24 protein-coding genes are annotated in these 25,866 nt (G+C 39.3%); 14 read left to right on the top strand and 10 right to left on the bottom strand.

Translation table 11 applies throughout. From position 1 onward, the window contains the following. Nucleotides 1-8: 8 nt before the first annotated feature. Nucleotides 9-2,279, bottom strand: coding sequence for a carbamoyltransferase HypF (gene hypF / locus LIX50_RS03510; protein ID WP_048953568.1), 2,271 nt, complete (start codon nt 2,277-2,279; stop codon nt 9-11). Nucleotides 2,280-2,364: 85 nt separating this feature from the next. Next, nucleotides 2,365-3,591, bottom strand: a complete 1,227-nt coding sequence (locus LIX50_RS03505) for an ATP-binding protein (protein ID WP_048953570.1) — start codon at nt 3,589-3,591, stop codon at nt 2,365-2,367. A 430-nt stretch (nt 3,592-4,021) separates the two neighbouring features. Between LIX50_RS03505 and LIX50_RS03500 the strand changes: the two genes are divergently transcribed. From LIX50_RS03500 to hycI, 11 genes are all read left to right on the top strand, one after another. Next, nucleotides 4,022-4,621, top strand: a complete 600-nt coding sequence (locus LIX50_RS03500) for a 4Fe-4S dicluster domain-containing protein (RefSeq protein WP_048953572.1) — start codon at nt 4,022-4,024, stop codon at nt 4,619-4,621. Between the two features lie 42 nt (nt 4,622-4,663). Then, a complete protein-coding gene (gene hyfB, locus LIX50_RS03495) occupies nt 4,664-6,685 on the top strand; it encodes a hydrogenase 4 subunit B (RefSeq protein WP_048953574.1) in 2,022 nt (673 codons plus the stop codon). Between the two features lie 9 nt (nt 6,686-6,694). Next, on the top strand, nt 6,695-7,657 hold the full coding sequence (locus tag LIX50_RS03490) for a respiratory chain complex I subunit 1 family protein (RefSeq protein ID WP_048953575.1): 963 nt from the start codon (nt 6,695-6,697) through the stop codon (nt 7,655-7,657). Nucleotides 7,658-7,666: 9 nt separating this feature from the next. After that, nucleotides 7,667-9,112, top strand: coding sequence for a hydrogenase 4 subunit D (locus LIX50_RS03485; protein ID WP_005631962.1), 1,446 nt, complete (start codon nt 7,667-7,669; stop codon nt 9,110-9,112). A gap of 10 nt (nt 9,113-9,122) precedes the next feature. Beyond that, nucleotides 9,123-9,761 (top strand): hydrogenase 4 membrane subunit, encoded by a 639-nt coding sequence (hyfE, locus tag LIX50_RS03480; RefSeq protein ID WP_048953577.1) that lies wholly within the window; start codon nt 9,123-9,125, stop codon nt 9,759-9,761. A 4-nt stretch (nt 9,762-9,765) separates the two neighbouring features. Next, complete coding sequence (locus tag LIX50_RS03475; protein WP_048953579.1) at nt 9,766-11,304, top strand: hydrogenase 4 subunit F; 1,539 nt, start codon at nt 9,766-9,768, stop codon at nt 11,302-11,304. A 19-nt stretch (nt 11,305-11,323) separates the two neighbouring features. Next, nucleotides 11,324-13,054, top strand: a complete 1,731-nt coding sequence (locus LIX50_RS03470) for an NADH-quinone oxidoreductase subunit C (RefSeq protein WP_005634689.1) — start codon at nt 11,324-11,326, stop codon at nt 13,052-13,054. A 10-nt stretch (nt 13,055-13,064) separates the two neighbouring features. Next, nucleotides 13,065-13,640: a formate hydrogenlyase complex iron-sulfur subunit gene (locus LIX50_RS03465; RefSeq protein ID WP_005626087.1), complete on the top strand. Its 576-nt coding sequence runs from the start codon at nt 13,065-13,067 to the stop codon at nt 13,638-13,640. Further along, nucleotides 13,637-14,413, top strand: a complete 777-nt coding sequence (locus LIX50_RS03460) for an NADH-quinone oxidoreductase subunit B family protein (protein WP_065246297.1) — start codon at nt 13,637-13,639, stop codon at nt 14,411-14,413. Before LIX50_RS03465 ends, LIX50_RS03460 begins: the two co-directional genes overlap by 4 nt. Nucleotides 14,414-14,777: 364 nt before the next feature. Next, nucleotides 14,778-15,185 carry a formate hydrogenlyase maturation HycH family protein gene (locus tag LIX50_RS03455; protein WP_048953583.1) on the top strand — a complete coding sequence of 136 codons (408 nt, stop codon included), beginning with the start codon at nt 14,778-14,780 and terminating at the stop codon, nt 15,183-15,185. Next, nucleotides 15,178-15,636 (top strand): hydrogenase maturation peptidase HycI, encoded by a 459-nt coding sequence (hycI, locus tag LIX50_RS03450; RefSeq protein ID WP_048953585.1) that lies wholly within the window; start codon nt 15,178-15,180, stop codon nt 15,634-15,636. The genes LIX50_RS03455 and hycI overlap by 8 nt, the downstream gene beginning before the upstream one ends. Nucleotides 15,637-15,719: 83 nt before the next feature. On the opposite strand, the gene LIX50_RS03445 is transcribed toward hycI, so the two are convergent. The 8 genes from LIX50_RS03445 to LIX50_RS03410 all read right to left on the bottom strand — a co-directional run bounded on the left by LIX50_RS03445 (nt 15,720) and on the right by LIX50_RS03410 (nt 22,564). Next, the gene (locus LIX50_RS03445) at nt 15,720-16,667 is read right to left on the bottom strand and encodes a ribose-phosphate pyrophosphokinase (RefSeq protein WP_048953587.1); all 948 of its coding nucleotides are present in this window, start codon (nt 16,665-16,667) and stop codon (nt 15,720-15,722) included. Between the two features lies 1 nt (nt 16,668). After that, nucleotides 16,669-17,610 (bottom strand): 4-(cytidine 5'-diphospho)-2-C-methyl-D-erythritol kinase, encoded by a 942-nt coding sequence (gene ispE, locus LIX50_RS03440; RefSeq protein ID WP_048953688.1) that lies wholly within the window; start codon nt 17,608-17,610, stop codon nt 16,669-16,671. An 11-nt stretch (nt 17,611-17,621) separates the two neighbouring features. After that, nucleotides 17,622-18,242, bottom strand: a complete 621-nt coding sequence (gene lolB / locus LIX50_RS03435) for a lipoprotein insertase outer membrane protein LolB (protein ID WP_032825167.1) — start codon at nt 18,240-18,242, stop codon at nt 17,622-17,624. 71 nt (nt 18,243-18,313) lie between these two features. After that, nucleotides 18,314-19,564 carry a multifunctional CCA addition/repair protein gene (locus LIX50_RS03430; RefSeq protein WP_048953589.1) on the bottom strand — a complete coding sequence of 417 codons (1,251 nt, stop codon included), beginning with the start codon at nt 19,562-19,564 and terminating at the stop codon, nt 18,314-18,316. Between the two features lie 6 nt (nt 19,565-19,570). Further along, complete coding sequence (locus LIX50_RS03425; protein WP_005641802.1) at nt 19,571-20,182, bottom strand: TIGR04211 family SH3 domain-containing protein; 612 nt, start codon at nt 20,180-20,182, stop codon at nt 19,571-19,573. Nucleotides 20,183-20,249: 67 nt separating this feature from the next. Continuing rightward, a complete protein-coding gene (locus tag LIX50_RS03420) occupies nt 20,250-21,512 on the bottom strand; it encodes an inorganic phosphate transporter (protein ID WP_111407871.1) in 1,263 nt (420 codons plus the stop codon). Between the two features lie 24 nt (nt 21,513-21,536). Then, on the bottom strand, nt 21,537-22,217 hold the full coding sequence (locus tag LIX50_RS03415; protein ID WP_111407872.1) for a TIGR00153 family protein: 681 nt from the start codon (nt 22,215-22,217) through the stop codon (nt 21,537-21,539). A 134-nt stretch (nt 22,218-22,351) separates the two neighbouring features. Next, nucleotides 22,352-22,564 carry an excalibur calcium-binding domain-containing protein gene (locus LIX50_RS03410; RefSeq protein WP_111407873.1) on the bottom strand — a complete coding sequence of 71 codons (213 nt, stop codon included), beginning with the start codon at nt 22,562-22,564 and terminating at the stop codon, nt 22,352-22,354. Nucleotides 22,565-22,719: 155 nt separating this feature from the next. On the opposite strand from LIX50_RS03410, the gene LIX50_RS03405 reads away from it, so the two are divergent. The 3 genes from LIX50_RS03405 to lrp all read left to right on the top strand — a co-directional run bounded on the left by LIX50_RS03405 (nt 22,720) and on the right by lrp (nt 25,861). Beyond that, nucleotides 22,720-23,757, top strand: a complete 1,038-nt coding sequence (locus LIX50_RS03405; protein WP_111407874.1) for an inorganic triphosphatase — start codon at nt 22,720-22,722, stop codon at nt 23,755-23,757. A 125-nt stretch (nt 23,758-23,882) separates the two neighbouring features. Beyond that, on the top strand, nt 23,883-25,259 hold the full coding sequence (gene radA / locus LIX50_RS03400) for a DNA repair protein RadA (protein ID WP_005644699.1): 1,377 nt from the start codon (nt 23,883-23,885) through the stop codon (nt 25,257-25,259). Nucleotides 25,260-25,381: 122 nt separating this feature from the next. After that, on the top strand, nt 25,382-25,861 hold the full coding sequence (gene lrp / locus LIX50_RS03395; RefSeq protein ID WP_048953599.1) for a leucine-responsive transcriptional regulator Lrp: 480 nt from the start codon (nt 25,382-25,384) through the stop codon (nt 25,859-25,861). Nucleotides 25,862-25,866: the final 5 nt, after the last annotated feature.

Genomic DNA, 25,866 nt, shown 5'->3' with positions numbered 1-25,866 from the left:
GTTTTTTATTAGTCAGATAAATTTGCGACTATCATTGCTTGCCCTAAACTCAACCCGCCATCGCCCATAGGGTATTGATGGGCACTTAACACATTAAATTCTGCTAAATTTTCTTTTAATAGTTTGCGTAAGAGTTGATTATGCATCACGCCACCAGAAAGTACGATAGTTTTACAATGATGATATAGTGCTTGTTTCCGTGCTAATTCTGAAAAGCCTTGTGCTAAGGCATAATGGAAAGCAAAGGCTTTATTAGCTTTAGATGTGTCGTAAGCAAGCCAGCTTTGCCAGAAAGTTGATAAATCTAATTGATTATCTTTAATTGCCATTTTAACGGGAATATTCATCGTGCTTTTGTTTTCTTTAATAAAATCAGATTGTGTAGCAAGCGCTTCTAAATGGCAAGCTGCCTCTCCTTCCCAAGAGAGTTTAGTCTCTGTAATCCCTAAACCATAGGCGACCGCATCAAATAATCTTCCTGCTGATGAGATGAGAGGTGAGTTAAGTTTTCGTTGAATGGCGTTGGTAAGGGGCTCCCAAGGTAAATGAGAGCAAGTTTTTGTTGCAAATGTTTGCCAATGAGGAACAAATTGTTGTAAATGGGCGATCCAATTACGCCAAGGTTGAGTTGCTGCAAGATCACCGCCAGGTAACGCCACGGCAGGTAATCCACCAAGATGTTGGCAAGTTTCTCCCTCTACAAGCAAACATTCTCCGCCCCAAAGTTGTCCATTCGCGCCCATACCAATACCGTCTAATGCGATGCCAATAACTTTTTCCTTGCAATGATGTTCGGCTAATACGGCTGTAATATGTGCATGATGATGTAAGACAGTGACATAAGGAATAGAAAATTTTTTTGCCAGATTTTTGCCTACTTTTGATGAAAAGTAGCCAGTATGAGCATCAATCGCAATTAAATCTGGTTTAAATTGATAAATTTGACAAAATAAATCAATGTTATTTTCTAATTGTTGTTGTATCAGTTCATTCGCTGTGTCGCCAATATGTTGGCTGACAATGGCTTTATTTTGTTTGAGTAGGCAAAAGGTATTTTTAAGATCGGAACCCAATGCCAAAATATTTTTTTCAGTTTGGGTATTTAGGACGATTTCATCGGGTACATATCCTCTTGCTCTACGTAAGGTTTCCACACCGTCAAAGGCTACGCGAACTAAACTATCATCTGCGCGTTGTAAAATATCACGATTATGGCAAAGATAGAAATCAGCCAAATGACTTAATTTTTTTACCGCACCTTGGTTATCTAGTACGGGCGGTTCTCCACTCGGATTGGCAGACGTCATTACAAGTGGTTGATTTATCTCTCGTAAAAGTAAATGTTGTAATGGATTACTTGGTAACATAATGCCGATTTCATTTAGATTGGGTGCAATATTTTCTGCTAAATTCGGCACTTTATATTTATTTAATAAGACTATTGGTGCAGCTGTGCTAGTGAGTAATTTAATTTCAGCTGGCGTTAGGTTTTGTAGAAAATCTAAACTAGGCACCATTACGGCAAGTGGCTTGCTAGGTCGATGTTTATGTTCACGTAATAATTGAACGGTATGAAAAGCTTGTGCATCACAGGCTAAATGGAAACCTCCAATGCCTTTTATCGCAATAATTTTACCTTTTTTGAGTAAATCAGCAGTTTGTTTTAGCGCATTTTCATGCATTGAAAGTTGTTGATATTGATCTTGTAACCAAATGTGTGGTCCACAAACGTTACAAGCGTTAGGTTGGGCATGAAAACGACGATCTGCGGGATTTTTGTATTCATGCTCACAATCAGGGCAAAATGGAAAATCAGACATAGATGTATTTTTACGATCGTAAGGGATTTTTTTTATGATCGTAAAACGTGGGCCACAGTGAGTACAATTTGTAAAAGGGTAGTGATAGCGACGATTTTGAGTGTCAAACAAATCAGCGATACAAGCAGAACAGGTTGCCGCATCAGGTACAATTTGTGTATCCATGTCATTATTTTCACTTTCACGGATAACAAATTCTGAAAAGTGCGGTAAATCCTCCCAATATTTTTCTTGCTGTTGGATATCCGTAATTAATGCTAAAGGAGGAAGTTTTGTCTGTAAGTCCTGTAGAAAAGCAGTAAGACTCTTTTCCTCTGGTTCGATAAAACGGATGAGTACGCCTTGGCCATCATTATTGACATCGCCTTTTAATCCATATTCATTGGCTATAAGCCATACAAACGGGCGAAATCCCACGCCTTGTACTTTTCCTTTTATACGTAATTCGATTCCTTTCATCATTTTTCCTGATGTGATATTGAGTGTATTTATAGTAACTTGAAATAGAAAAGTGAAATCTGATCTTTGTCAAAATTTGTTATTTTTAAATCCACCACACCGGCAATGCCACCAAATCTTCTGCCAGCCATAATTTTTGCGGATATTGATTAATAATCACGCCGTTCCCTATTTGGATTTCATCGGGTGGGAGATTATCTTTCAAAATACCAAAGGCTTTTGTCATTTTCTTGTTAGGGCTGGCAGTAGTCTTAATTTCGATAGGGTAGAGTGTACGATTATGTTCAATCAAAAGATCGATTTCTTTTTGATTGGTGTCGCGATAAAAATAAATGGGTGGCTCAATGCCGTTATTGTAGAAAGATTTAATGACTTCACTTATTACAAAAGTCTCAAAAAATTGACCGCTCTTTGCCCCTTGTTGAATAGTTTCCGGTGTCAACCATTTAGTTAACCAAGCCATTAACCCCGTATCCATCATATAAACTTTCGGTGTTTTGATTGCACGTTTTAGATGATTATTGTGATACGGCTGAAGCAGATAAATGATGCCTGATGTTTCGAGAATTGTCGTCCAGCGTTTAATGGTATCAACGGAAACACCAACTTCTTGCGCAACATTGCTGTAATTTAGTAATTCACCACTTCGTGCGGCGATAGCGATCATAAATCGCGTGAAATCAGTGATGTTGGTGATATTGGTGAGTGTGCGTACGTCTCGTTCAATATAGGTAGAAACATAGGATGCATAATAAATATCCCAGCTGGTTTCTTGTTGATATAGGCGTGGCATATAGCCTTGGTGGATAATTTGCCAAATATTTTCTACAGGTTTAATAAGTCTTTCGCGCGTGTTGAGATAATCCATATTAGGCAGAAAAGGCGAATAAAACACTACTTCTTGAATTTCACGCAGAGAAAATCCTTGTAATTTTAATACTGCAATACGACCCGCTAAGGTTTCGGTAACATTTTGCATCAGTTGAAAAGCTTGTGAGCCGGAGAGCAAAAAGAGCCCATTGATTTTTTGTTTATCAATGGCAAGTTTTAAACTGGAAAATAATTCAGGCGCATATTGTACTTCATCAAGGATTAATTTTCCTTGATGATTGAGCATAAATAAGGTGGATTCGTTACGTGCTTGATCGAGCAAGATAGGATCATCAAAGGTAATATATTGATGTTCTTTGCTGATATGCTGTAACAACGTGGACTTTCCTACTTGGCGTGGGCCAGTAATGAGAATTGCTGGAAATTGTTTTATCAAAGTTTGCAATAAAGGTTGTATTTGACGTGAATAAAAGTCTGACATGATAAAAAATTAAGTTTAATTTAAGATTACATAGTAAATTAAACTAAAAAATAGATAAGAAGTAAAGATAAAATGAGTTTAATTTAAGATTATGTCGCAAATTAAACTTAAAATTGCTGCACTTTCATATTTAAGTATCGACTTAAATGAAACATTATCAACAGCATTTTAACATTCCATTAATAATTATAACGCTAATTAATTCAATTGCTTACAATCATAACCTATGGAAATAAGAGTCAATCTCAATAATTATTTTACGCATTAAAAAATCGAAAAAATTTATGATCTCAGTCAATAAAACAATTGTTTTACTCTAGTCTGGGTAACTCCGAAGGAGTATCCTTATTTCCAGAGTGGTTATTGGACGTTTGGGTGTAATGCCCTCCACTTACTTTCTGTTTCTATCTATTATAATTTGGGGGAAAATATGAACCGTTTTGTTATAGGTGATCCGAAAGATTGCATTGGATGCAATACCTGTATGGCTGCTTGCAGCGAAGTACACAAAGCTTTTGGATTACAATCCTTTCCGCGGTTACAAGTAATGCGCAACGACGATATTACTGTGCCGATCTTATGTCGTCATTGTGATGATTCACCTTGTGCTACAGTATGTCCTGTGCACGCGATAAAGCATGATAATGACACCATTCAACTCAATGAAAGTTTATGCATTGGCTGTAAACTTTGTGCTATCGCTTGTCCATTTGGGGCGATTACACAACATGGTAGCGCACCATTAGATGCACCAAACCATTATGACAGTTTTTCTTTCACTGATGCGGTAAAACGTGATATTCGCACTGCACCAAATAATACCGATGTTCACAATATGCTTGCATGGGAACCAGGTGTAAAAGCTATCGCAGTGAAATGCGACCTTTGCTATTTCCGTGAAGAAGGTCCTGCTTGTATGCAAACTTGCCCAACCAAAACTTTATTTTTAATTAGTGATGAGAGTATCGAACAAGCAAATCGCAAAAAACGCGAAATGGCAATGATGGGTTCTCCTGTCGTGTCAAGATAAAAGTTTATTGTTTGTTTACTCGTTAATCAATGGAGTGAAATTATGAGTTCTTCAATCAGTTTACTCATCACGTCCTTGTTGATTTATGTCGTTGGTGCGTTTATTTCTCTCGCTATGCGAAAAAATGAACAACTTTCAATCAATATATCCGGCGTGACCGGTGTACTTGGTGGCTTGTTAGGCATTGTTGCCTGCATTCCCGTGCTTATCAGCAACGATACGGTCGTTGATGTGTTTTCAACCCCTTTCGACTTCGCCCAATTTTCAATCCGTATTGACGGATTAGCTGCGTTTATGGTGTGTGTAATTTCTTTAATGGTTATTATCACCGCACTTTATTCCTTTTCTTATGTGAAAGAATACATTGGTAAAGGCGCTGGCACGATGGGCTTCTTTATGAATTTGTTTATTGCCTCAATGGTTGCTTTAGTCACCAGCGATAACGCTTTCTACTTTTTAGTGTTCTTTGAAATGATGTCTTTGGCATCTTACTTCTTAGTACTCACCGAACAAGATGACAACGCAACCAATGCGGGCTTATTGTATTTCTTCATTGCTCACGCTGGTTCTGTGTTGATTATGATCGCTTTCTTTATTTTCTATTGCTACGCTGGTAGTTTTGAATTTGAAGCCTTCCGCCACACCGAGCTTTCAATGCCTTTAGCCTTTACGGTATTTATTTTGGCATTTCTTGGTTTCGGTGCAAAAGCAGGGATGATTCCATTACATAGCTGGCTACCAAAAGCTCACCCAGCTGCACCTTCTCATGCTTCTGCAATGATGTCAGGTGTGATGGTTAAAATCGGTATCTTCGGGATTATTAAAGTTGGTATTGATCTACTTGGCGCACACAATATGTGGTTTGGTGTGATTGTGCTTGCTTTGGGCGCAGTTTCTTCTGTGCTTGGCGTACTTTATGCTTTGGCTGAACATGACATCAAAAAACTTTTGGCGTATCACACCGTAGAAAACATCGGCATTATTATGATGGGTGTAGGTGTCGGTATGATTGGTATGGCCATTCATAATCCAGTGCTTGCTATTGTCGGTTTACTTGGCGGTTTATATCACTTGCTTAACCATGCGGTATTCAAAGGCTTATTGTTCTTGGGTGCTGGTTCTGTGATGTACCGTTTACATTCAAAAGATATGGATTTAATGGGTGGGCTTGGCAAACTAATGCCATTTACTGCTTTCTGTTTCTTGATTGGTACCATGGCAATTTCTGCATTACCACCGTTTAACGGTTTTGTGAGTGAATGGTTTACTTATCAATCTTTATTCAGCCTAAGCCAACACAATGATGTGGTATTACGCATTGCTGGCCCTGTTGCAATCATTATGCTTGCCTTAACAGGTGCACTTGCCGCACTTTGTTTCGTGAAAGTGTATGGTATTAGCTTTGGCGGTGCACCACGCAGCGAAAAAGCAGCACATGCACGCGAAGTGCCGAAACCAATGGTGATTGCAATGGCAATCTTGGCATTATTCTGTGTACTTTTAGGCGTGGGTGCTTCTGTGGTAACCCCAATAATTGCCAATATTGCAACCGCACTTTCTCATAATGACATGCTTAATTTAGCAGAAAATGGCGTAGTGGTAGCAAGCAATACACCGAATACTGTGCTTTCTACACCAATGGTGAGCATTATGTTGATTGCATTCTTTGTGTTGCCGTTTATGTATTACGCTTACACCAAAGGCAATCGTATGGCAGATCGTGCCAAAGGCAATCCTTGGGCTTGTGGTTATGCTTACGAAATGGATATGACAGCCTCTGCGGGTAGTTTTACTCGTCCGCTTCGTATTATCTTCAAACCACTTTATACCTTGCGTCAAGTGCTTGATCCTGCACCTGCTGGTGCAAAAGGTATCAATGCATTAATTTCAGGTGCGACCAAAACAGAACCATTCTGGGAAGAAAAAATAACAATGCCGATTGCGCATTTTATCCCATGGTTAGGTCGTAAAATTCAATGGCTACAACAAGGCGACTTCCGCGTTTATTGCGTGTACTTCGTGATTGCCTTGGTTGTGTTATTACTTTCCATTGCGTTGATGTAGGAGGAAATTATGATTTCATTACCTTCAGAAATTTCCACTTCCGCTGGAATGTTCCTTTTAGCCATTGTGCAAGCGTTAATTCTTCTCGCTTTGGCACCGCTCTTTTCAGGCATTTCACGGATGATTCGGGCTCGTATTCAATCTCGTCGTGGCCCAGGCTTGTTACAAGATTATCGAGACATTGCTAAATTAATGACGCGTCAAAATATTTGGCCAGATAATGCGGGTTGGGTATCTCGTGTTATGCCTTATGTGTTAATTAGCACCGTCATGGTGGTTGCGATGAGTTTACCCATGTTTACTCATCACTCACCGTTTGGGGCAGGCAGTGATTTAATCACCGTTATTTATTTGTTCGCGTTGTTCCGCTTTTTCTTCTCAATTGCGGGTTTGGATTCCAACAGTACTTTCTCAAGTTTAGGTGCAAGCCGTGAAGTGACATTAGGCGTACTTGTTGAACCAATCTTAATGTTGGCATTCATTGTGATTGCTTTAATTGTAGGTTCTACAAATTTTGCAGTAATTAGCACCGCACTTTCTAGCCAACCTTGGCAATATCCCGTTGCAACAGTAATTGCCTTAGTTGCCGCTGCTTTTGCGATCTTTATTGAAATGGGCAAAATTCCATTTGACTTGGCTGAAGCAGAACAAGAACTTCAAGAAGGCCCACTTACTGAATATTCAGGCCCTTCTTTCGCCTTATTGAAAGTCGGTTTGAGTTTAAAATCAATGGTGGTTGCCTCTATCTTTGTGAGCGTGCTTTTCCCATTCGGTGCAGCACAAGAGTTCACGGTAAGTGCGGTTATTTTAGGCATCGTTTCTTTCTTTGTGAAATTACTCGTGGTATTTATCGCCGCATGTGTGTTTGAAAACACATTGGCACGTACCCGCTTTATGCTAACAGGACGTTTAACTGTGGTCGGTTTCGGTATTTCAGTGTTGGCGTTTGTGTTTTACTTCACAGGATTGTAAGGAGGAAATATGGAACGTTTAGCACTAATTACAATCATTTTGCCGTTTGTCGGTGCGTTTATTGTGGGGTTGAATAAACAATCTTTCCCAAAAATTGCCACAATTTTTGCTGCACTTGCTACCCTTGGCACACTTGCTGTGGCAGGGCAGTGGTATGCAAATGGCGCACAATCTGTCACCTATGATTTAGTTAAATTTGGTGATACCGCGATCTTCGGCGTGACCTTAGATGCAGTGAGTACATTAATTGCCTTTGCCGTTGTGGGTTTAGGTTTCTTAATTTGCTTATATTCTTGTGGCTACTTAACCGATAAAAACCGCGAACATCCGCATAACGGATTACCTCGTTTTTATGCTTTCTTGTTGATTTTCATTGGTGCAATGGCAGGCTTGGTGTATTCATCAACTTTAGCGGGTCAGTTGCTTTTCTTTGAAATCACTGGGGGATGTTCTTGGGCATTAATCAGCTATTATCAAAGCCAAAAAGCAATGGCGGCAGCGATGAAAGCGTTGATTATTACTCACGTAGGTTCATTAGGTTTATATCTTGCTGCGGCTTATTTATTTAGCCAATCTGGCACATTTTCTATCACGGCGTTAGAACATCTCGCACCAGAAGCGAAAACCATTGTGTTGTTTGGCGTGATGTTTGCCGCATGGGGTAAATCAGCACAACTTCCAATGCAAATTTGGTTACCAAATGCGATGGAAGCGCCAACACCGGTCAGTGCGTATTTGCACGCCGCATCAATGGTAAAAGTGGGCGTCTATATCTTCGCTCGTTCCGTGATGTCTGCAGGTGAAATTCCTCACATTGTGGGTGAAGTAGGGATTGTGATGGCAATGATTACATTGATTTATGGTTTCTTAATGTATTTGCCACAAGCGGATTTAAAACGCTTACTTGCGTATTCAACTATTACTCAACTTTCTTACATTTTCATTGGGCTTTCTCTTGCAGCATTAGGTTCTAAATTAGCTTTTGTTGCAGCGATTGCTTATATCTTTAACCACGCCTTTGCGAAAAGCTTATTCTTCTTGGTTGCAGGTTCATTGAGCTATGCTACAGGTACACGTTCAATGCCTCGTTTACAAGGGATTATGCGCACCATGCCTGTTGTTGGTACAGGATTTGGTATTGCCGCGTTGGCTATTGCTGGTGTGCCACCATTTAATGGTTTCTTCAGTAAATTCCCATTATTTGCCGCAGGTTTCGACCTTGGACAAGAATATTCATGGGTAACTTGGTTAATGGTGATTGCGTTGATTGAATCTACGGCAACATTTGTTTGGTTGCTTTATAAATTTGGTCAATGTGTTATCGGTAAACCATCTGAAGATGTGCAAAATGCGCAACCATTGCCATTCTCTATGACATTTGTTTTAGTGATTTTAATGGTGATGTCTGTGTGTTCTAGCTTTATCGCTGCCTATTGGTTAGGCCTTGCGGGTTAAGGAGAGAATTATGTTAATGATCAATGTATTAGCGAGTTTGCTCATCATTACATCGCTTTGTGTCATTATGGCAAAAACCGCAAAAAAATCCGCGTTGTGCTATGGCTTACAGTCTTTTGTATTGGTGGTGTTATTCGTTTATTTGGCATTTGAAATGCAAGCTCACGAACTTTATATGTGGTCCATTAGTGCATTCATCACGAAAGTATTATTAGTGCCAGGAATTTTAATCTTTTCTTTACGAAAAATTGACGAAAGTCAAACTCCTGCAGGAATGAATGTCGCTTGGTTGATCCCGATCACATCTATCATCGTTTGCTTATGTTACTTTGTTGTCATTCCAGTGAACTTACCGTTAGTTGAACATTTAAAACCAGCATTGTCAGTATCACTTAGCCACTTCCTTTTAGGTTTAGTGTGTATTGTGAGCCAACGCAATATTGTGAAACAAGTTTTCGGTTATTGTTTAATGGAAAACGGTGCGCATTTAACGTTGGCTTTACTTGCCAACAATGCGCCAGAATTAGTTGAAATCGGCATTGCCACCGATGCGATTTTTGCAGTCATCATTATGGTGGTGTTAGTGAATAAAATTTATCGCACTTTCAACACTGTTGATGCTAAACAACTTATGAGTTTGAAGGGGTAACGCTATGTATGAACAATGGATAATCGCGTTATTAGTCGCACCTTTAGTCATCGCTTTTGAAAGCTTTGCACTACGCGGAACAAAAAATCGGACAGTTTGTACCGCATTCCATGTTACCGGGTTAATTTTGATGTTGTTCTTTTCCGTACAAGTCATTTCTGGCGTGTTGGAAAAAGGCAGTATCAGTGCATTTAACAACTGGGTGTATGTTGATAGTCTTTCTGCCATTTTCTTAGGCTTAATTGCTGTAGTGGGTTCAATTGCTGGGGTGTATTCCATCGGTTATATGAACACAGAATTGGAAGAAGGGCATATTGATTTTAAAACCTATGCTCATTACCACGGTTTCTTACACTTATTCTTCTTTACGATGATTGTGTCAGTTATCACCAATAACTTGATTTTAATGTGGGTTGCAATTGAAGCGACAACATTAAGCTCTGCGTTTTTGGTCGGTACTTACAAACAAAAAACATCCCTTGAAGCCGCGTGGAAATACATCATCATCTGTTCTGTGGGCGTTGCCTTCGGTTTATACGGCACACTTTTAACCTTTGCTAATGCAAATGGCGTGCTTGCCGATCCAAGCCAAGCGATTTTTTGGTCAGCAGTGAATCAACAAGCCACTGGTTTAAACCCAATGTTGATGTATATCGCATTCGCTTTCGTATTGATTGGTTTCGGCACGAAGTGCGGTCTATTTCCAATGCATACTTGGTTATCAGACGCACATAGTGAGGCACCAAGCCCAGTGAGTGCAATTTTATCAGCGGTGTTATTAAACTGTGCAATGCTTGTGGTGTTGCGTTACTACACATTGGTTTCAAAAGCGGTTGGCGCAGAATTTCCACAAACTTTAATGTTGATCTTTGGTTTACTTTCAGTGCTTGTGGCGGCGTTATTTATCATCGTGCAATTTGATATTAAACGTTTGCTTGCTTACTCAAGTATCGAAAATATGGGCTTAATCAGCTTTGCTTTCGGTCTTGGTGGCCCAATTGGGGTATTTGCAGGTTTACTTCACACCATCAACCACAGCCTTGCGAAAACCTTATTATTCTGTGCATCGGGTAATATTCTATTGAAATATAAAACCCGTGATATGAATCAAGTGCGTGGATTATGGCGTGTTGCACCAGTGAGTGCGGTGCTTTTCGCTGGTGGTGCGTTGGCATTGGGTGGTATCCCTCCATTTAACGTATTCGTGAGTGAATTTAGTGTTGTGGTTGCAGGGATTACAGCGGGTAAAACTTGGTTAGTTATTTTATGCTTAATTTTACTCACTATCGTGCTTGCAGGACTTGCCTTAATGCTATTAAAAACAGTGCTTGGCAAACAACCTGATAATGTGGAAGCAGGCGAAGTTAGTAAAGTCTCTTTGGCGGCAATGGCCATACTATTGTTGTTAATGTTTGTAATGGGTATCCATATTGCAGAGCCAATCTTGCAGTTACTAAAAAGTGCGGTAGGAATTGTGCTTGGATCTGAACATGTGTCCTTTGGCGATATGCTAGTTTTACCTTGGCAAAGTTTAGCGAAATGATCGACAACTGGGGGAAAAAATGGAATTAACTAAAAATACATCGGTCGATCCGGTAAAAATGCTCGGCAAAAATTATATTGAAGCCGTTAATGCAAAATTTCCGAATACAATTTTAGATGAGGAGTGGTCTACACCGAATCAAGTCACTTTAACAGTGAAAACCAATATGTTACCTGATGTGGTGGAATATCTTTACTATCAACATGAAGGCTGGTTGCCATTAGTTTTTGGTAACGATGAACGTTCAATTCATGGTCATTATGCTGTTTATTACGTGCTTTCTATGGAAGGTGTCGTCAAAACTTTTGTGACGATTAAAGCACTCGTGGATCCTGTTACACTGGAATTTCCTTCCGTGACACCGAAAGTCAAAGCAGCGGTGTGGGGCGAACGTGAATTATTTGATATGTACGGTTTAAAAGCTGTCGGTCTTCCCGATCAACGTCGTTTAGTGTTACCAGATGACTGGCCAGATGATCTTTACCCATTACGTAAAGATTCTATGGACTACCGTTTGCGTCCCGATCCAACTACGGCAACGGAAACCTATGAGTTTATTAATGAAAAAGGCGAAGCGCGTATTGTGCCTATCGGTCCTCTCCATATTACATCAGATGAACCAGGACACTTCCGTTTGTTTGTCGATGGGGAAGATATTATTGATGCGGACTACCGTTTATTCTATGTACACCGTGGTATGGAAAAATTGGCAGAAACCCGAATGGATTACGATCAAGTCAATTTCTTGGCTGACCGTGTGTGTGGTATCTGTGGCTTTACCCATAGCGTTGCTTATGCTAACTCAGTCGAAAATGCGTTAGGTATTCAAATTCCTGAACGTGCACAATGGATTCGTGCAATTTTATTGGAAGTGGAACGCTTGCACAGTCATTTATTGAACTTAGGTTTATCTAGCCACTTTACTGGTTTTGATACAGGCTTTATGCAATTCTTCCGTGTTCGTGAAAAATCGATGACTCTTGCGGAAGTGCTTACTGGTGCGCGTAAAACCTATGGTATTAACTTAATCGGCGGTGTACGCCGTGATATGTTGAAACACCAACGTGAACAATGCATTAAGCTTATTGCAGAAATGCGTGAAGAGCTTAAAACTTTGGTAGATATTTTACTCAATACGCCAAATATGGAACAACGTACTGTGGGCGTAGGAGTGCTTGATCGTCAAGTTGCGCGTGATTTCAGTCCGGTCGGACCGATGATTCGAGGTTCTGGCTTCGCACGTGATGTGCGTAAAATTCACCCCTTCTCTGGCTATGGCGATGTACCATTCAATATGTTCACCGAACAAGGTGGCGATGTGATTTCTCGTGTGAAAGTGCGGGTAAATGAAGTATTTGAATCCATGAATATCATTGATTATATGGTAGATAACTTGCCTACTGGTGCGATTATCACTGAAGGTTTCAATTACACCCCAGGACGTTTTGCGTTAGGTATCACGGAAGCGCCGCGTGGTGAAGATATTCACTGGTCAATGCTTGGTGATAACCAAAAATTATATCGCTGGCGTTGTCGTGCAGCGACTTATGCAAACTGGCCAACTTTACGTTATATGTTGCGTGGCAATACGGTATCAGATGCGCCGCTTATCATTGGTAGCCTTGACCCTTGCTATTCTTGTACTGACCGTGTGACTGTGGTGGATGTACGTAAACGCAAAGCACAAACGGTTTCTTACAAAGAAATCGAACGCTACGGCATTGAACGTAAAAATTCACCATTAAAATAGGGGGCGCACAATGTTTAAATTACTTAAAACCGTATTAAATGCGGGGGATGTTACCACTAAATATCCGTTTAAACCCTATGAAGTTGATCCTGATTTCCGTGGTAAACCAGAACTGAACTCTGATCAATGTATTGTTTGTGCAGCCTGTACAATGGCATGTCCAGCTAATGCGCTTACCATGCGTACCGATCCAGAAACAGGCGAACGTACTTGGTCATTATTTTTAGGCCGCTGCATTTTCTGTGGCCGTTGTGAAGAAGTTTGCCCAACAAAAGCCATTCGTTTAAGCCAAGATTTTGAATTATCAGTCAGCAATAAACAGGATCTTTATCAAGAAACAACCTTCACTACAACGATTTGTCATCAATGTGGTCAACCTTTTGTTTCTCATAAAGAACTCAATTATGCCGTGGATTTATTCAAACAAACGTTGGATAACGATGAACTGGTAAAACATAAATTAGCGGTGCTCAACACTTGCCCAACCTGTAAACGCCAAAACAGTTTGGAAAAAACCGCCGATATGGAATCCAATATGCGCGTGAAATTGGCGTTATTTGATCACGTTAGGGAGATTGCAAGATGAACACACAAATCCCAATGCCCGTGAATGGTATTTCAACGCCATTTAGTGTGGATGAAAACATTGCGAAAATGAAACAAACTTTGTTGAAAAAGATTCAACGTTCCGCTTATGTTTACCGTGTTGACTGTGGTGGTTGTAATGGTTGTGAAATTGAAATTTTTAGTACCATTACACCAACCTTTGACGCTGAACGTTTCGGGATTAAGGTTGTTGCATCACCTCGCCATGCGGATATTTTATTATTTACTGGCGCGGTAACTCGTGCAATGCGTACACCTGCAATGCGTGCTTATCAAGCTGCACCCGATCCAAAAATCTGTATTTCTTATGGAGCGTGCGGTTGTGGTGGCGGTATTTTCCATGACTTGTACTGCGTGTGGGGCGGTAGCGATCAAATTGTGCCAATTGATGTGTATATTCCTGGATGTCCTCCAACTCCAGCTGCGACTATTTATGGTTTTGCAATGGCACTAGGTTTACTTGATCAAAAACTCAAAGGTAAACAAGAAATTGCCGATCCTAATGCTGAGGCTAAATTACGTTTCCCAAATATTCCATTAGATTTACGTGTGGAATTAGAACGTGAAGCGCGTCGTTTGGCGGGCTATCGACAAGGTGGAGACATTGCTAATCAATTTATGAGTATGATGTCTGAAAAAGATCAGGTTCCATTTGGTGTTCGTCTTGGCGAATTTTTGGAACGTGAAGCGGATCCTCGTTTGAGTGAAATCGTAAACCGATTACATGCAATTAGTATGCCGTTTTCGGGATAGTCTAACGATTGCTAAATAAACTAATAGCTCCGTTTTGATTTCTGCCAAATCTCCCCTTCCCCCTCTTTGCTAAAGAGGGGAATAGGAGCGGTCAATTTCAATCTAGTTTTCGGCACTAACAACAGAAAACTAAAATGAGAGAGACGATACTTTATCGCTAAAGAAGAATCTTCTCTTTAGCAAAGAGAGGAATAAGAGCCTCAACCTCAATCTAGTTTTCTGCATTAACAACAGAAAATTAAAATAAGAGAGAAGACACTTTATTGCTAAATAGAAATCCCCCTCTTTAGCAAAGAGGGGTAAGGGGAGATTTGGCAGTATTGATTAGCGAAGAAATTACTTTACAAGTTTTATAGGACGTACCATGACAACCCAAGTTTTTTTCTATTTACTCAATGAGCGTTTTGTTGAAAACGATGAACAAGTTCCAGAGCAAGCCAAGCAAGTAATGTATTATTCCCTTGCGATTGGTCACCACGTTGGAGTAATTGACTGCTTTAAAAAATTGCTAATTTGTGATTATGCAGATTACCAACGTTTTGTAGATACCTTCCCTGAAGGCGATGCAAAACGTAAATTTGCGGGCTTAATGAAATTTGGTGAAATAGTGATTGATTCAAGTCATGTGAATTTATTGGCTAAGGCACTATATGAAAATAGAGCCAATTTTTCGCCTGAACATCAAAAATGGATCGATATTTTAATGGACACGCTTGCTTCCATCCAGCGTGAACCTGTGATGTATATTATGGTGAAACGTCGTGATGAATGAAAATGTAATCCTAACTGTTGGTAACACAATGATGGGCGATGATGGGGCTGGCCCCTATCTTGCTCAGCTTTGTAGTGAAAATCCGTTGACAAATTGGATCGCACTTGATGGTGGTTCTGCACCGGAAAATCTTGTGCATCAGATCCGTGCCATGAAACCAAAGCGTTTAATTATCTTTGATGCCACAGAAATGGAATTGCCCGTTGGCAAAATTCGTATTATCGACAAAGAACTTATCGCCGAAATGTTCTTCGTCAGCACGCATAATTTGCCACTTAATTTTTTAATCGAGCAATTAGAGGAAGATATTCCTGAGGTTATTTTTATTGGCATCCAGCCCGATCTTGTTTCTTTTGGTTTTCCGATGAGTGAAGCTGTGAAAAGTGCGGTAGAATTTTTCTATGGATTTCTAAAAGAGGATGGTTCGTTAAACGAAATTGCAAGATTATAAAGTACATCTCAACGAAAGTGGGAATTTCACAAATATTGTTGAAATTCCCATAATTCTTAAAGATCATTGTCTAGCATTTTAATTTAATTAAACATAGCTGAAATTGACTCTTCATTACTAATACGACGGATAGCTTCAGCAAGCATTGCAGACAGAGTAAGTACGCGTACGCGACCTAATGCTTTAATTTCCTCAGAAAGTGGGATTGTATCTGTTACAACGATTTCATCAATAGCGCCACTAGCCAAATTTTTCGCAGCAGCACCAGAGAATACAGCATGAGTCGCATAAGCAAATACGCGTTTTGCACCACGTTCTTTTAATGCTTCAGCTGCTTTGCAAAGCGTACCGCCTGTATCGATCATATCATCGACAAGAATACAATCACGACCTGCGACATCACCGATAATATGCATTACTTGTGCTACGTTTGCACGTGGACGACGCTTGTCAATAATAGCCATATCAGTATCGTTTAATAATTTAGCTACCGCACGAGCGCGAACAACACCACCAATATCTGGAGAAACAACAATTGGATTTTCAAGATCAGATTTTTTCAAAATATCGTGAATTAAAACTGGAGAACCAAACACATTGTCTACTGGTACATCAAAGAAGCCTTGGATTTGTTCTGCGTGTAGGTCGCAGGTTAATACGCGGTCAATACCAACAGTTGAAAGTAAATCTGCCACAACTTTAGCGGTAATAGGTACACGTGCTGATCGTACGCGACGATCTTGACGAGCATAACCAAAGTAGGGAACAACAGCCGTGATACGACCTGCAGATGCACGACGTAATGCATCTACCATCACAATTAATTCCATTAGGTTATCATTGGTTGGAGCACAGGTTGATTGTATAATGAATACATCTGCACCACGCACATTTTCATTGATTTGAACTTGGATTTCACCATCACTGAAACGGCCAACAGTGGCATCGCCTAGTGAAATATATAAACGTTCAGAAATGTGTTTTGCAAGTTCTGGTGTTGCATTACCCGCGAAGAGTTTAATGTCAGGCATTTTATAAAACCTCAGGTTTAGATTGTCGATGAGTATGAATTGGTGATAGCTGCTTCAACATTGCGTGCAAGGGAGAAACATTGAGTCCTTTAGCGATAAAGCCAAAAAATTCTTCTGGTTTTTGTCTAAATACCGCTTGTGCTTCTGCTTCATGATCAAATTCAGCAAAAACACATGCTCCCGTTCCTGTTAATCTTGCCGGCGCATATTGTAGCAACCAGTTTAGCGCTTTTTCAACGTTTGAATAATGATTTATCACAACTTTTTCGCAATCGTTTACATAAGGTTCACTCAAAAGTTGTTCTAGGGATTTTTTCGGTGTATTACGTGGTAAATTTGGATCTTGAAATATGACAGCCGTCGATATTGAATCATCGGGTTTTAATACAACAAACCATTTTTCAGCAGGTTCACAATAAGTGATTTTTTCCCCGACACCTTCAGCAAAAGCAGCGTGTCCATGTACAAATATTGGCACATCAGCGCCTAGTGTTAAGCCTAATTTTGCCAGTTCATCAATAGATAAATTGGCTTGCCATAAATAATTTAATGCGACCAATGCGCTTGCTGCATTAGATGACCCCCCACCAACACCGCCTCCCATTGGAAGAATTTTATCTAAATGAATATTTGCACCCAATTGAATATTGGCTTTTTCTTGTAAAAGTTTTGCAGCTCGATAAATTAGATTATCTTCTGTTTTTAGATTTGGAATTTCTGGCGTTAAAACAATTCGATTATCTTCTTCACGGATACTCATTTCTAACCAATCGCCGAAATCTAAAAATTGGAAAAGTGTTTGTAATTCATGATAGCCGTTCGGCAATTTTCCGTTGATATAAAGAAATAAATTCAGTTTGGCTGGGCTAGGGAAGCGCAATGGCTTCCCATTTGATTGCGTTGTATTTTGAGAAAGTGCGGTAGAAAATTGATGTGATTTCATTAATGTATTCATTAGTAAATCCACTCATCTACGCGAATCTTTAGAGTTTGTTTCGTGCTGTCATTTTTTAGTAGAATATTTTCAGGCATCGAATTATTTGAGTGATAAGTTAGATAATCTGCTGTCCATTGAGAACCATCCACATGATAAGTAAATGCGCCAAGTAAATGGTTGGTACCGACTTGATAATCTGCATTTATTGCAGGTTGACCTTTTAACCAATAAGCTAAATGCTCTAATGGCACATCCATGCCAATGATCTCTTGTAATAGTAGTTTAGCATTGGCTGCAGATTGTTGATTGCCGTTGTTATCGGAAATTGTCATTCCACTTTGATGCATTTGAATCCAAAGAGTAGATTTACTGATTAAAGAATAGAGTTTAAGCGTATAAGATTTTGGATTTTGGTATTGCCATTCAAAGCGGCTAGAAAAACGTTCTGTAGGACTGATATAACCAATTTGTCCTTTAGCTTGATAGGATTGAATTTTTTGAATCTTTTGTAAATGCTGTTGCCATGTGGCGTCGGTTTTATCGATATATTGCACGTTAACTGGGCGTTCAGCATCCATCGTACAGGCTGTAAGTATGCTGGTTACAAAAAGTGCGGTGAGAAATTTAAACGTTTTCATATTATTCATCAAGTTAATAAGCTCGCGTATTTTAAGGATTTAGTTGAATTGAGTAAAGTTACTTTTATTTGTTAATTTTTGGGGTAATTTGCTTTTGTTTGTTTAACCGCTAAGATTCTTCGTTTCGTCAATTCATTTCTGATTTCTTGTTTCTCAAATCCATCTGCAATAACTTGCTGGACATCTACTTCATTGGCCGCTTGTAATAATTGATTGACGTAATCTATTTGTGGATAGTCTTTATTTTCAAAACCTGTTCTACCTCGAGTATCAGCTAGACATACTTGTAGAAATTCTTGAAAGCGTTGAGGTTTTCTCCACACATCAAAACGATTAAACAGCGTTATGACGGTTTCAGCTCGAAGCTCAAAGGCCTTGTGAATATGCGTATGAAATTCACAAGTCAGTTCTGCAAGTTCTTGAAAATAACTTGGGACTTTCAAGCGTTTGCACAATGATCTAGTCGGTTTTATGCCAGCTTGTTCATGCCCATAATGATGAGGAAGAATATTTTGAGGTGTAAGAGCCTTGCCAAGATCATGACAAATTGCGGCAAAACGGACCGCACTTTTATTTAGGATAGGGTTATTTTCAGTCAAATTAACCGCTTGTTCTAATACCAACATGGTATGAATAAAACTATCCACTTCTGGATGATGTTTTACTGGATTTGGCACGCCATAAAGGGCATCGATTTCAGGAAATAAAACTCTTAATGCGCCTGTTTTATGTAAGGTTTCAAAATAAATTTCAGGATTTTTTTCGTTTAAGGCTTTTTCTGTTTCTAACCAAACTCGTTCCGCCGTGAGATGTTGTAATTCTCCTGATTGGGCAAGTTCTGCCATTAGGGATATCGTTTCCGATGCAATTTTGAAACCGAGAGAATGATAACGGGCAGCAAAGCGTGCCACGCGTAATACTCGTAAAGGGTCTTCTGAAAAAGCGGGAGAAATATGGCGCAAAATTCGATTTTCTAAATCTTGTTTTCCTCCATAAGGATCGATAATTTCACCGTCTTCGCTTTGAGCCATGGCGTTAATAGTGAGATCTCGTCGAATTAAATCTTGTTCTAATGTAATTGTTGGGGAGAAATCACAAATAAAGCCAGTGTAACCTGCGCTAGATTTACGTTCTGTTCGGGCAAGCGCATATTCTTCTTTTGTTTTAGGATTGAGAAAAACCGGAAAATCTTTGCCTACTTGTTGATAACCGAGAGAGAGTAGCGTAGCGGGGGTTGCATCTACCACAATCCAATCACGATCTTTTACCGGTAAACCCAATAATTGATCGCGAACAGCCCCACCAACTAAATAAACTTTCATTCGTGATTATGCCCAGCCATCGCGACGGCGACGTTTTGGTAAAACATAAGGAATAAGTAAGCCGAAGAGTAAGCCTACGCCCAATACTGAACCGCCATAAATAAACCATTGGATAGCAATTTCTCGTTTACCTGCATCAAGCATCGCTTCTAAATCACGATTTTTATTTTTGGTCATTTCAAGTTCACGTTTCAATTGTGAATTTTGTTCTAAAAGATCTGCACTTTGTTGCTCAGCTTGTTTGGTTCGACGTTGCATTTCGACAGTACGTTGTTGCCAATCGCCATCTAAACGACTAAGTTTTAAAGTTAATTCTTGAACTTGAGCTTTTAATTTTGGATTTTCTTCTTTACTACTTGGCGTGTTGCTTAAGTCTGAATTTAAAATCCAAGCTTCACGATTTTTATTGTCGCGAATGAGTGTGTATTTGCCTTGGCGATCTAATACATTCACCGCTTCTCCAGCTTGAATTGAACCTGCAATTTTAAATTGTTCACCAGCACCACGGCGTAAGAAGGTACTGAGATTTTCAGTAACATATTGCGTTTCTGCATGAGCAGTTGCAATACCTGTACCAAGTAAAGCGCAAGATAAAAGTGTATTGTAGATTTTTTTCATGCTTTCTCCTTAAAAACAAAAACAACAAAAGTGCGGCTAAATAAACCGCACTTTTTGTTGCAATAAATTAATTAAACACCGCACGCAATAAATAGAAGATAATAATTGCGAAGAATGCGCCGGCTGGTAACGTGATTATCCAAGAACTAATGATGTTTCGGATAACCGTTAAATTGAGTGCCGCGATACCGCGAGCAAAACCGATACCTAAAATTGCCCCAACAAGTGTTTGTGTTGTTGAGATCGGTAAGCCTGTACCTGATGCAACTACAACAGTCATCGCAGTAGCAAATTGAGCAGCAAAGCCACGGCTTGGCGTTAAATCGGTGATCCCAGATCCAACAGTCGCCATTACTTTTTGCCCCATAGTAATTAAGCCTACAGCAATACCTAATGCACCTAGTGGTAAAATCCACCAAGTTAAGGCTCCACCTGAAACAATTTTACCGCCTTGTTCAACGATAGATACAACCGCTGAAAGTGGGCCAATTGCATTCGCTACATCATTCGAACCATGAGCGAAAGCCATCGCACAGGCGGTTAATAACATTAAAATGCTGAAGACTTTTTCTACCGCACCAAAAGTCCCTTTGCTTGCAGATTGGGTGAATGTTTTGCTTTTAAAATAGAAGTGGAAAAACAGCATGCCTACAAGGCTAATGACAAGTGAAATGACCAAAGTTTCTTTATTGGAAAGATTTAAACCAACATGTTTTAAACCTTTTGTCATTGTTACGATACACAGTACAAATACGGTTATCCCCATGTAATAAGGACCATATTTTTGTGCGTTTTTCAGAGGATATTCGGTATCAAAAATAAGCTTTTGCGTACTTGCAAAGATTGCATAGGCGAGAATACCTGCAATGACAGGCGTGATGAACCAGCTACCAACGATGCTACCAATATTTGACCAATCTACTGCGCCAGGGCCAATCGTAATGCACGCAAATCCAATAATTGCACCGATGATAGTGTGAGTACCTGAAACCGGCCATCCCATTTTTGTTGCGATAAATAACCAAGCACCAGATGCAAATAAAGCAGAAAGCATACCCAGTGCTAAAATATCGGGCGTATCAACAAATTGCATTGGATCGATTACGCCACTTTTAATGGTTTCTGTTACTTCACCACCGGCTAGATATGCGCCAGCAGATTCAAAAATTAACGCGATAATAATTGCTTGTTTGGCTGTTACAGTACCGGAACCTACGGATGTACCCATTGAGTTTGAAACATCATTGGCTCCAATACCGAAAGCCATAAAAAAGCCGAAGGCTGCTGTAATCCACACCAACCATGAACCATATTGACTAATAACTTCCATAGTTAATTTCCTATGTTTTGTTGATTATGAACGCGCCAGCATTAATTCGATGCGTGAGCCAACACGTTGTGCTTGGTCAGCTAGCACGCCAACCCATTCAATAATTTTATATAAGAACATCACATCAATTGGGTTATAACGGCTTTCGATGGTGTAAAGCATTTTACGCAATTTGATCTGCATTTGGTCGGTATCGTCTTCAATTGCATCGAGTTCTTGAATCATATCGTTAACTAATTTTAGTTCACGGCCTTTAAAACCGGTTTCTAAAAGTTGATCCATTTCTTCGATTACTCGATGTGCTTGGTGAATCGCGTCTAAACTACGTTTTACGTAATGTAAGAATTCTTCCTGCATTTCTTCAGGTATACCAAATTGACGGCCAATCATACGGCCTGCAATATCTTTAGCAAAATTTGCTAATTTATCTTGTTGCGTGACTAATTCTAAGAGATCAGTACGATCAATAGGTAAGAATAAACCACGTGGCAATTTCAAACGAATCTCACGTTTCAAGCTATCCGCTTCACGTTCACACTGAGAGATTTCTAAGCGTTTTTCTTCCGCTTTTTCCCAATCCTTTGAGAAGGTGGTTTCAAAAAAAGGAATTAAAAGATCGCAACATTCAGTGACTTTTTCCGAATGCTTTTGTAATGGTTTTAAAGGCGAATGGGCAAATAATCCGAGAATATTATTCATTGCCATAAGTGATTTACTCCATAAGGGGTTAAAAATTCGTGCGCATATTACCCGATTTTTATTAATAATTAAATGTATTTTAGGGGGCGATTCCTTCACTGAAAAGGAAAAGCCGAATTTTTCATCTTTTCAATGTATCATTAATATTTCTTACAACGCGATGAGCCGTATTTACTACCGCCAGGCAAGCATTCACAGGCTTCACCATCGCGATCTCGATCCAAATGATAAGCATGGTGGTTTTCATAATAGCGTTGTGCTTCTTCTTGTGTATTAAAATCTGAACAACGAACGCCAGCATTTATAGGCAATGTGATGGTTAGAAGCATAGAAAATAGAAACAATTTTTTCATAGAGATCTTTTATTAATTGGTTATTTAAAATTAAGTCAAATTATATCCCTTTATATCTATTTTTTGATGTTTAATTTTAAGGAATATAAAATGCTTGATTTATCTATTTTTATCTGTATATTTAAACAGTTTTAAGTTAAAGGGAGCATAATTTTATGAGTAATGAAATTGAAATTAAATTAGCGGTATCTGACCAAGCGTTTAATGAATTAGAAGAACATTTAAAAAACTTTACTTGTTTAGCGCATAAAAAACAGTTTTTGAGCAATACTTATTATGATTATCCTGATCATTTTCTTGCTAAACAAAAGATGGGATTACGTATTCGTCAGGAAGATCAGGAACTTACATTAACGCTTAAAACTAACGGTGAAGTTGTTGGTGGATTGCATAGTCGCCCAGAATATAATTTACCATTAACCGAAAAAGAAACGCCAACTAATGCCCAATTAAGAGAACTTTATTCTTTTGAACAATTACCTAGTTCTACACTACAACCTATTTTCTCCACAGATTTTAACCGCACTTTTTGGTTAGTTGAATTTCAACAATCCAAAATTGAAGTGGCGTTCGATCAAGGTAAAATTATTGCAGGCGAATCTGAGCAACCAATTTGTGAAATTGAGTTTGAATTGAAATCTGGCAATGTGCAGGATCTTTTTGATTTTGTGGAAACTTTGCCGTTCGAAAGAGATATTTATTTTAGTAGTGCAAGTAAAGCAAAGCGTGGTTATTTGCTGAGTTCAAAACAATTTTTAACAGATTGGTTAAATAAATGGCGTGATTTCTTAAAAGAAGAACGAGAAGAAAGTGCGGTAGATTTTTGTGCAAAATTTAATTCCGTGTTGAAAATGGAACAGAAACTTTTGGAAGAAACCTTATCCTTTTCTCCCGCACTTTTTAGCCAAGATTTTATGAAAACAGTGGAGCGAGTTGGGGCATTTTTTAATCTTTATCATTATTATGATGAAAATGGAAAAATCCTAGAAGTGGTGGCAATAGAGAAACAAAAAGAAGCGCTATTACCAGCTTTGTTAGAAAGCAATCAGAAAATTTTTGCTGAAATTCGCGATTTGATTCGTTTTCATAGTGAAACGAAAGACAATGAAAAAACTATTGAAAAATTGACTGCACTTTTGAAAAGTCGAGTTTATTTTGAGCGAATGATCAAATTAATGAGATTCTCGGCATAATACGAATCAACCGTGCAAATGGGTAAGCTATACTTCTAGGTATTATGTCAGCTTGCCCTGAATAATATAACGATATTTAGCCGTAGGTATATGAATACTCGGTTAAAGAATGAGAAGGATGAAAAATGGCTAAAGCCCCGAAAACAGCTTATGTATGTAACGATTGTGGTGCAGAGTTTTCTCGTTGGCAAGGGCAATGCTCGGCTTGTAAAGCGTGGAATACAATCACCGAAGTGCGGTTAATTTCCACGGCAAAATCAAAAAATGATCGTTTTAGTGGCTACGCGGGGGAAACTCAGGCAAAAATTCAAACGCTCTCTGAAATTAGTTTGCAAGAAACACCACGTTTTTCCAGTGGCTTTAATGAATTAGATCGCGTACTGGGTGGCGGGATTGTACCGGGAAGTGCGATTTTAATTGGTGGACATCCTGGTGCAGGGAAAAGCACCTTGTTATTACAAGTCATGTGTGGTTTAGCGAAAAACATGACCGCACTTTATGTGACGGGAGAGGAGTCGTTACAACAGGTTGCGATGCGTGCAAGTCGATTGGGGTTACCAAACGATCAATTAAAAATGTTGTCAGAAACCTCTGTGGAACAGATTTGTAATTTGGCGGATCAGTTAAAACCGCAAATTATAGTGGTAGACTCGATCCAAGTAATGCATCTGGCGGATATTCAATCATCGCCAGGTAGTGTGGCACAAGTGCGTGAATGTGCTTCTTTCCTCACTCGTTATGCGAAAACCCGACAAGTTGCCATTATTATGGTGGGGCATGTAACGAAAGACGGTACGCTTGCAGGGCCGAAAGTGTTAGAGCATGCGATTGACTGTTCATTACTATTAGAAGGCGAAGCCGATTCTCGCTATCGCACTTTACGTAGTCATAAAAACCGTTTTGGTGCGGTGAATGAATTAGGCGTATTTGGTATGACCGAGCAAGGTTTGCGAGAAGTAAAAAATCCATCGGCGATCTTTTTAAGTCGCGGGGATGAGATTACATCGGGTAGTTCCGTTATGGTACTTTGGGAAGGCACTCGTCCTCTTTTAGTGGAAATTCAAGCTTTAGTGGATCATTCAATGCTAGCAAATCCTCGCCGTGTTGCGGTGGGATTAGAGCAAAATCGCTTAGCACTATTATTGGCGGTGTTACATCGACATGGAGGCTTACAAATGGCTGATCAAGATGTCTTTGTCAATGTCGTTGGTGGTGTAAAAGTCAGTGAAACAAGTGCAGATTTGGCTTTGTTGCTTGCATTAATTTCTAGTTTCCGTAATCGCCCCTTGCCACAAGATTTAGTGATTTTTGGTGAAGTTGGATTAGCGGGAGAAATTCGCCCTGTGCCAAGTGGACAAGAACGTATTAGTGAAGCGGCAAAGCATGGCTTTAAACGCGCGATTGTTCCTTTTGGGAACAAGCCGAAAAGTGCGGTCGAAAATATGCAAGTTTTTACGGTGAAGAAACTTTCCGATGCGTTAGCTGTGTTGGATAATTTCTAAATACTTCCATTAGAGATAATTAATAGCCTCAATGGAAATGAATTATCTAATTCCGTTGTACTGAAAACATTAGCAAAATTTGTTAAAATAAACATACTTTTTATTCAAAGAAAAATAAGAAAATGGAAAAAAAACTGAATAAAGCGCTGGATGCGATTGATATAAAAATTCTTAATGAATTACAACGCAACGGTAAAATTTCTAATATTGATTTGTCAAAAAAAGTAGGGCTTTCACCTACGCCTTGTTTAGAACGTGTGAAACGTTTAGAAAAACAAGGTGTCATTATGGGATACCGAGCTCTACTCAATCCAGAATTATTAGATGCGCCGTTACTTGTAATTGTTGAAATCACTTTAGTACGTGGTAAGCCAGATGTATTTGAAGAATTTAATGCGGCGATTCAAGAGTTAGATGAAATTCAAGAATGCCACTTAGTGTCGGGTGATTTTGATTATCTTCTAAAAACTCGAGTTGCTGATATGGCAGAGTATCGTAAATTGCTTGGTTCAACTTTATTGCGCTTACCGGGTGTAAATGATACGCGCACTTATGTGGTGATGGAAGAAGTAAAACAAACTAATTATCTTGTATTGAAATAATAAAC

This window comes from Haemophilus sp. Marseille-P9675, assembly GCF_916862695.1.
GTDB classification, from domain to species: domain Bacteria; phylum Pseudomonadota; class Gammaproteobacteria; order Enterobacterales; family Pasteurellaceae; genus Haemophilus; species Haemophilus haemolyticus_K.
This window is presented reverse-complemented; position numbering and strand designations above follow the sequence as displayed.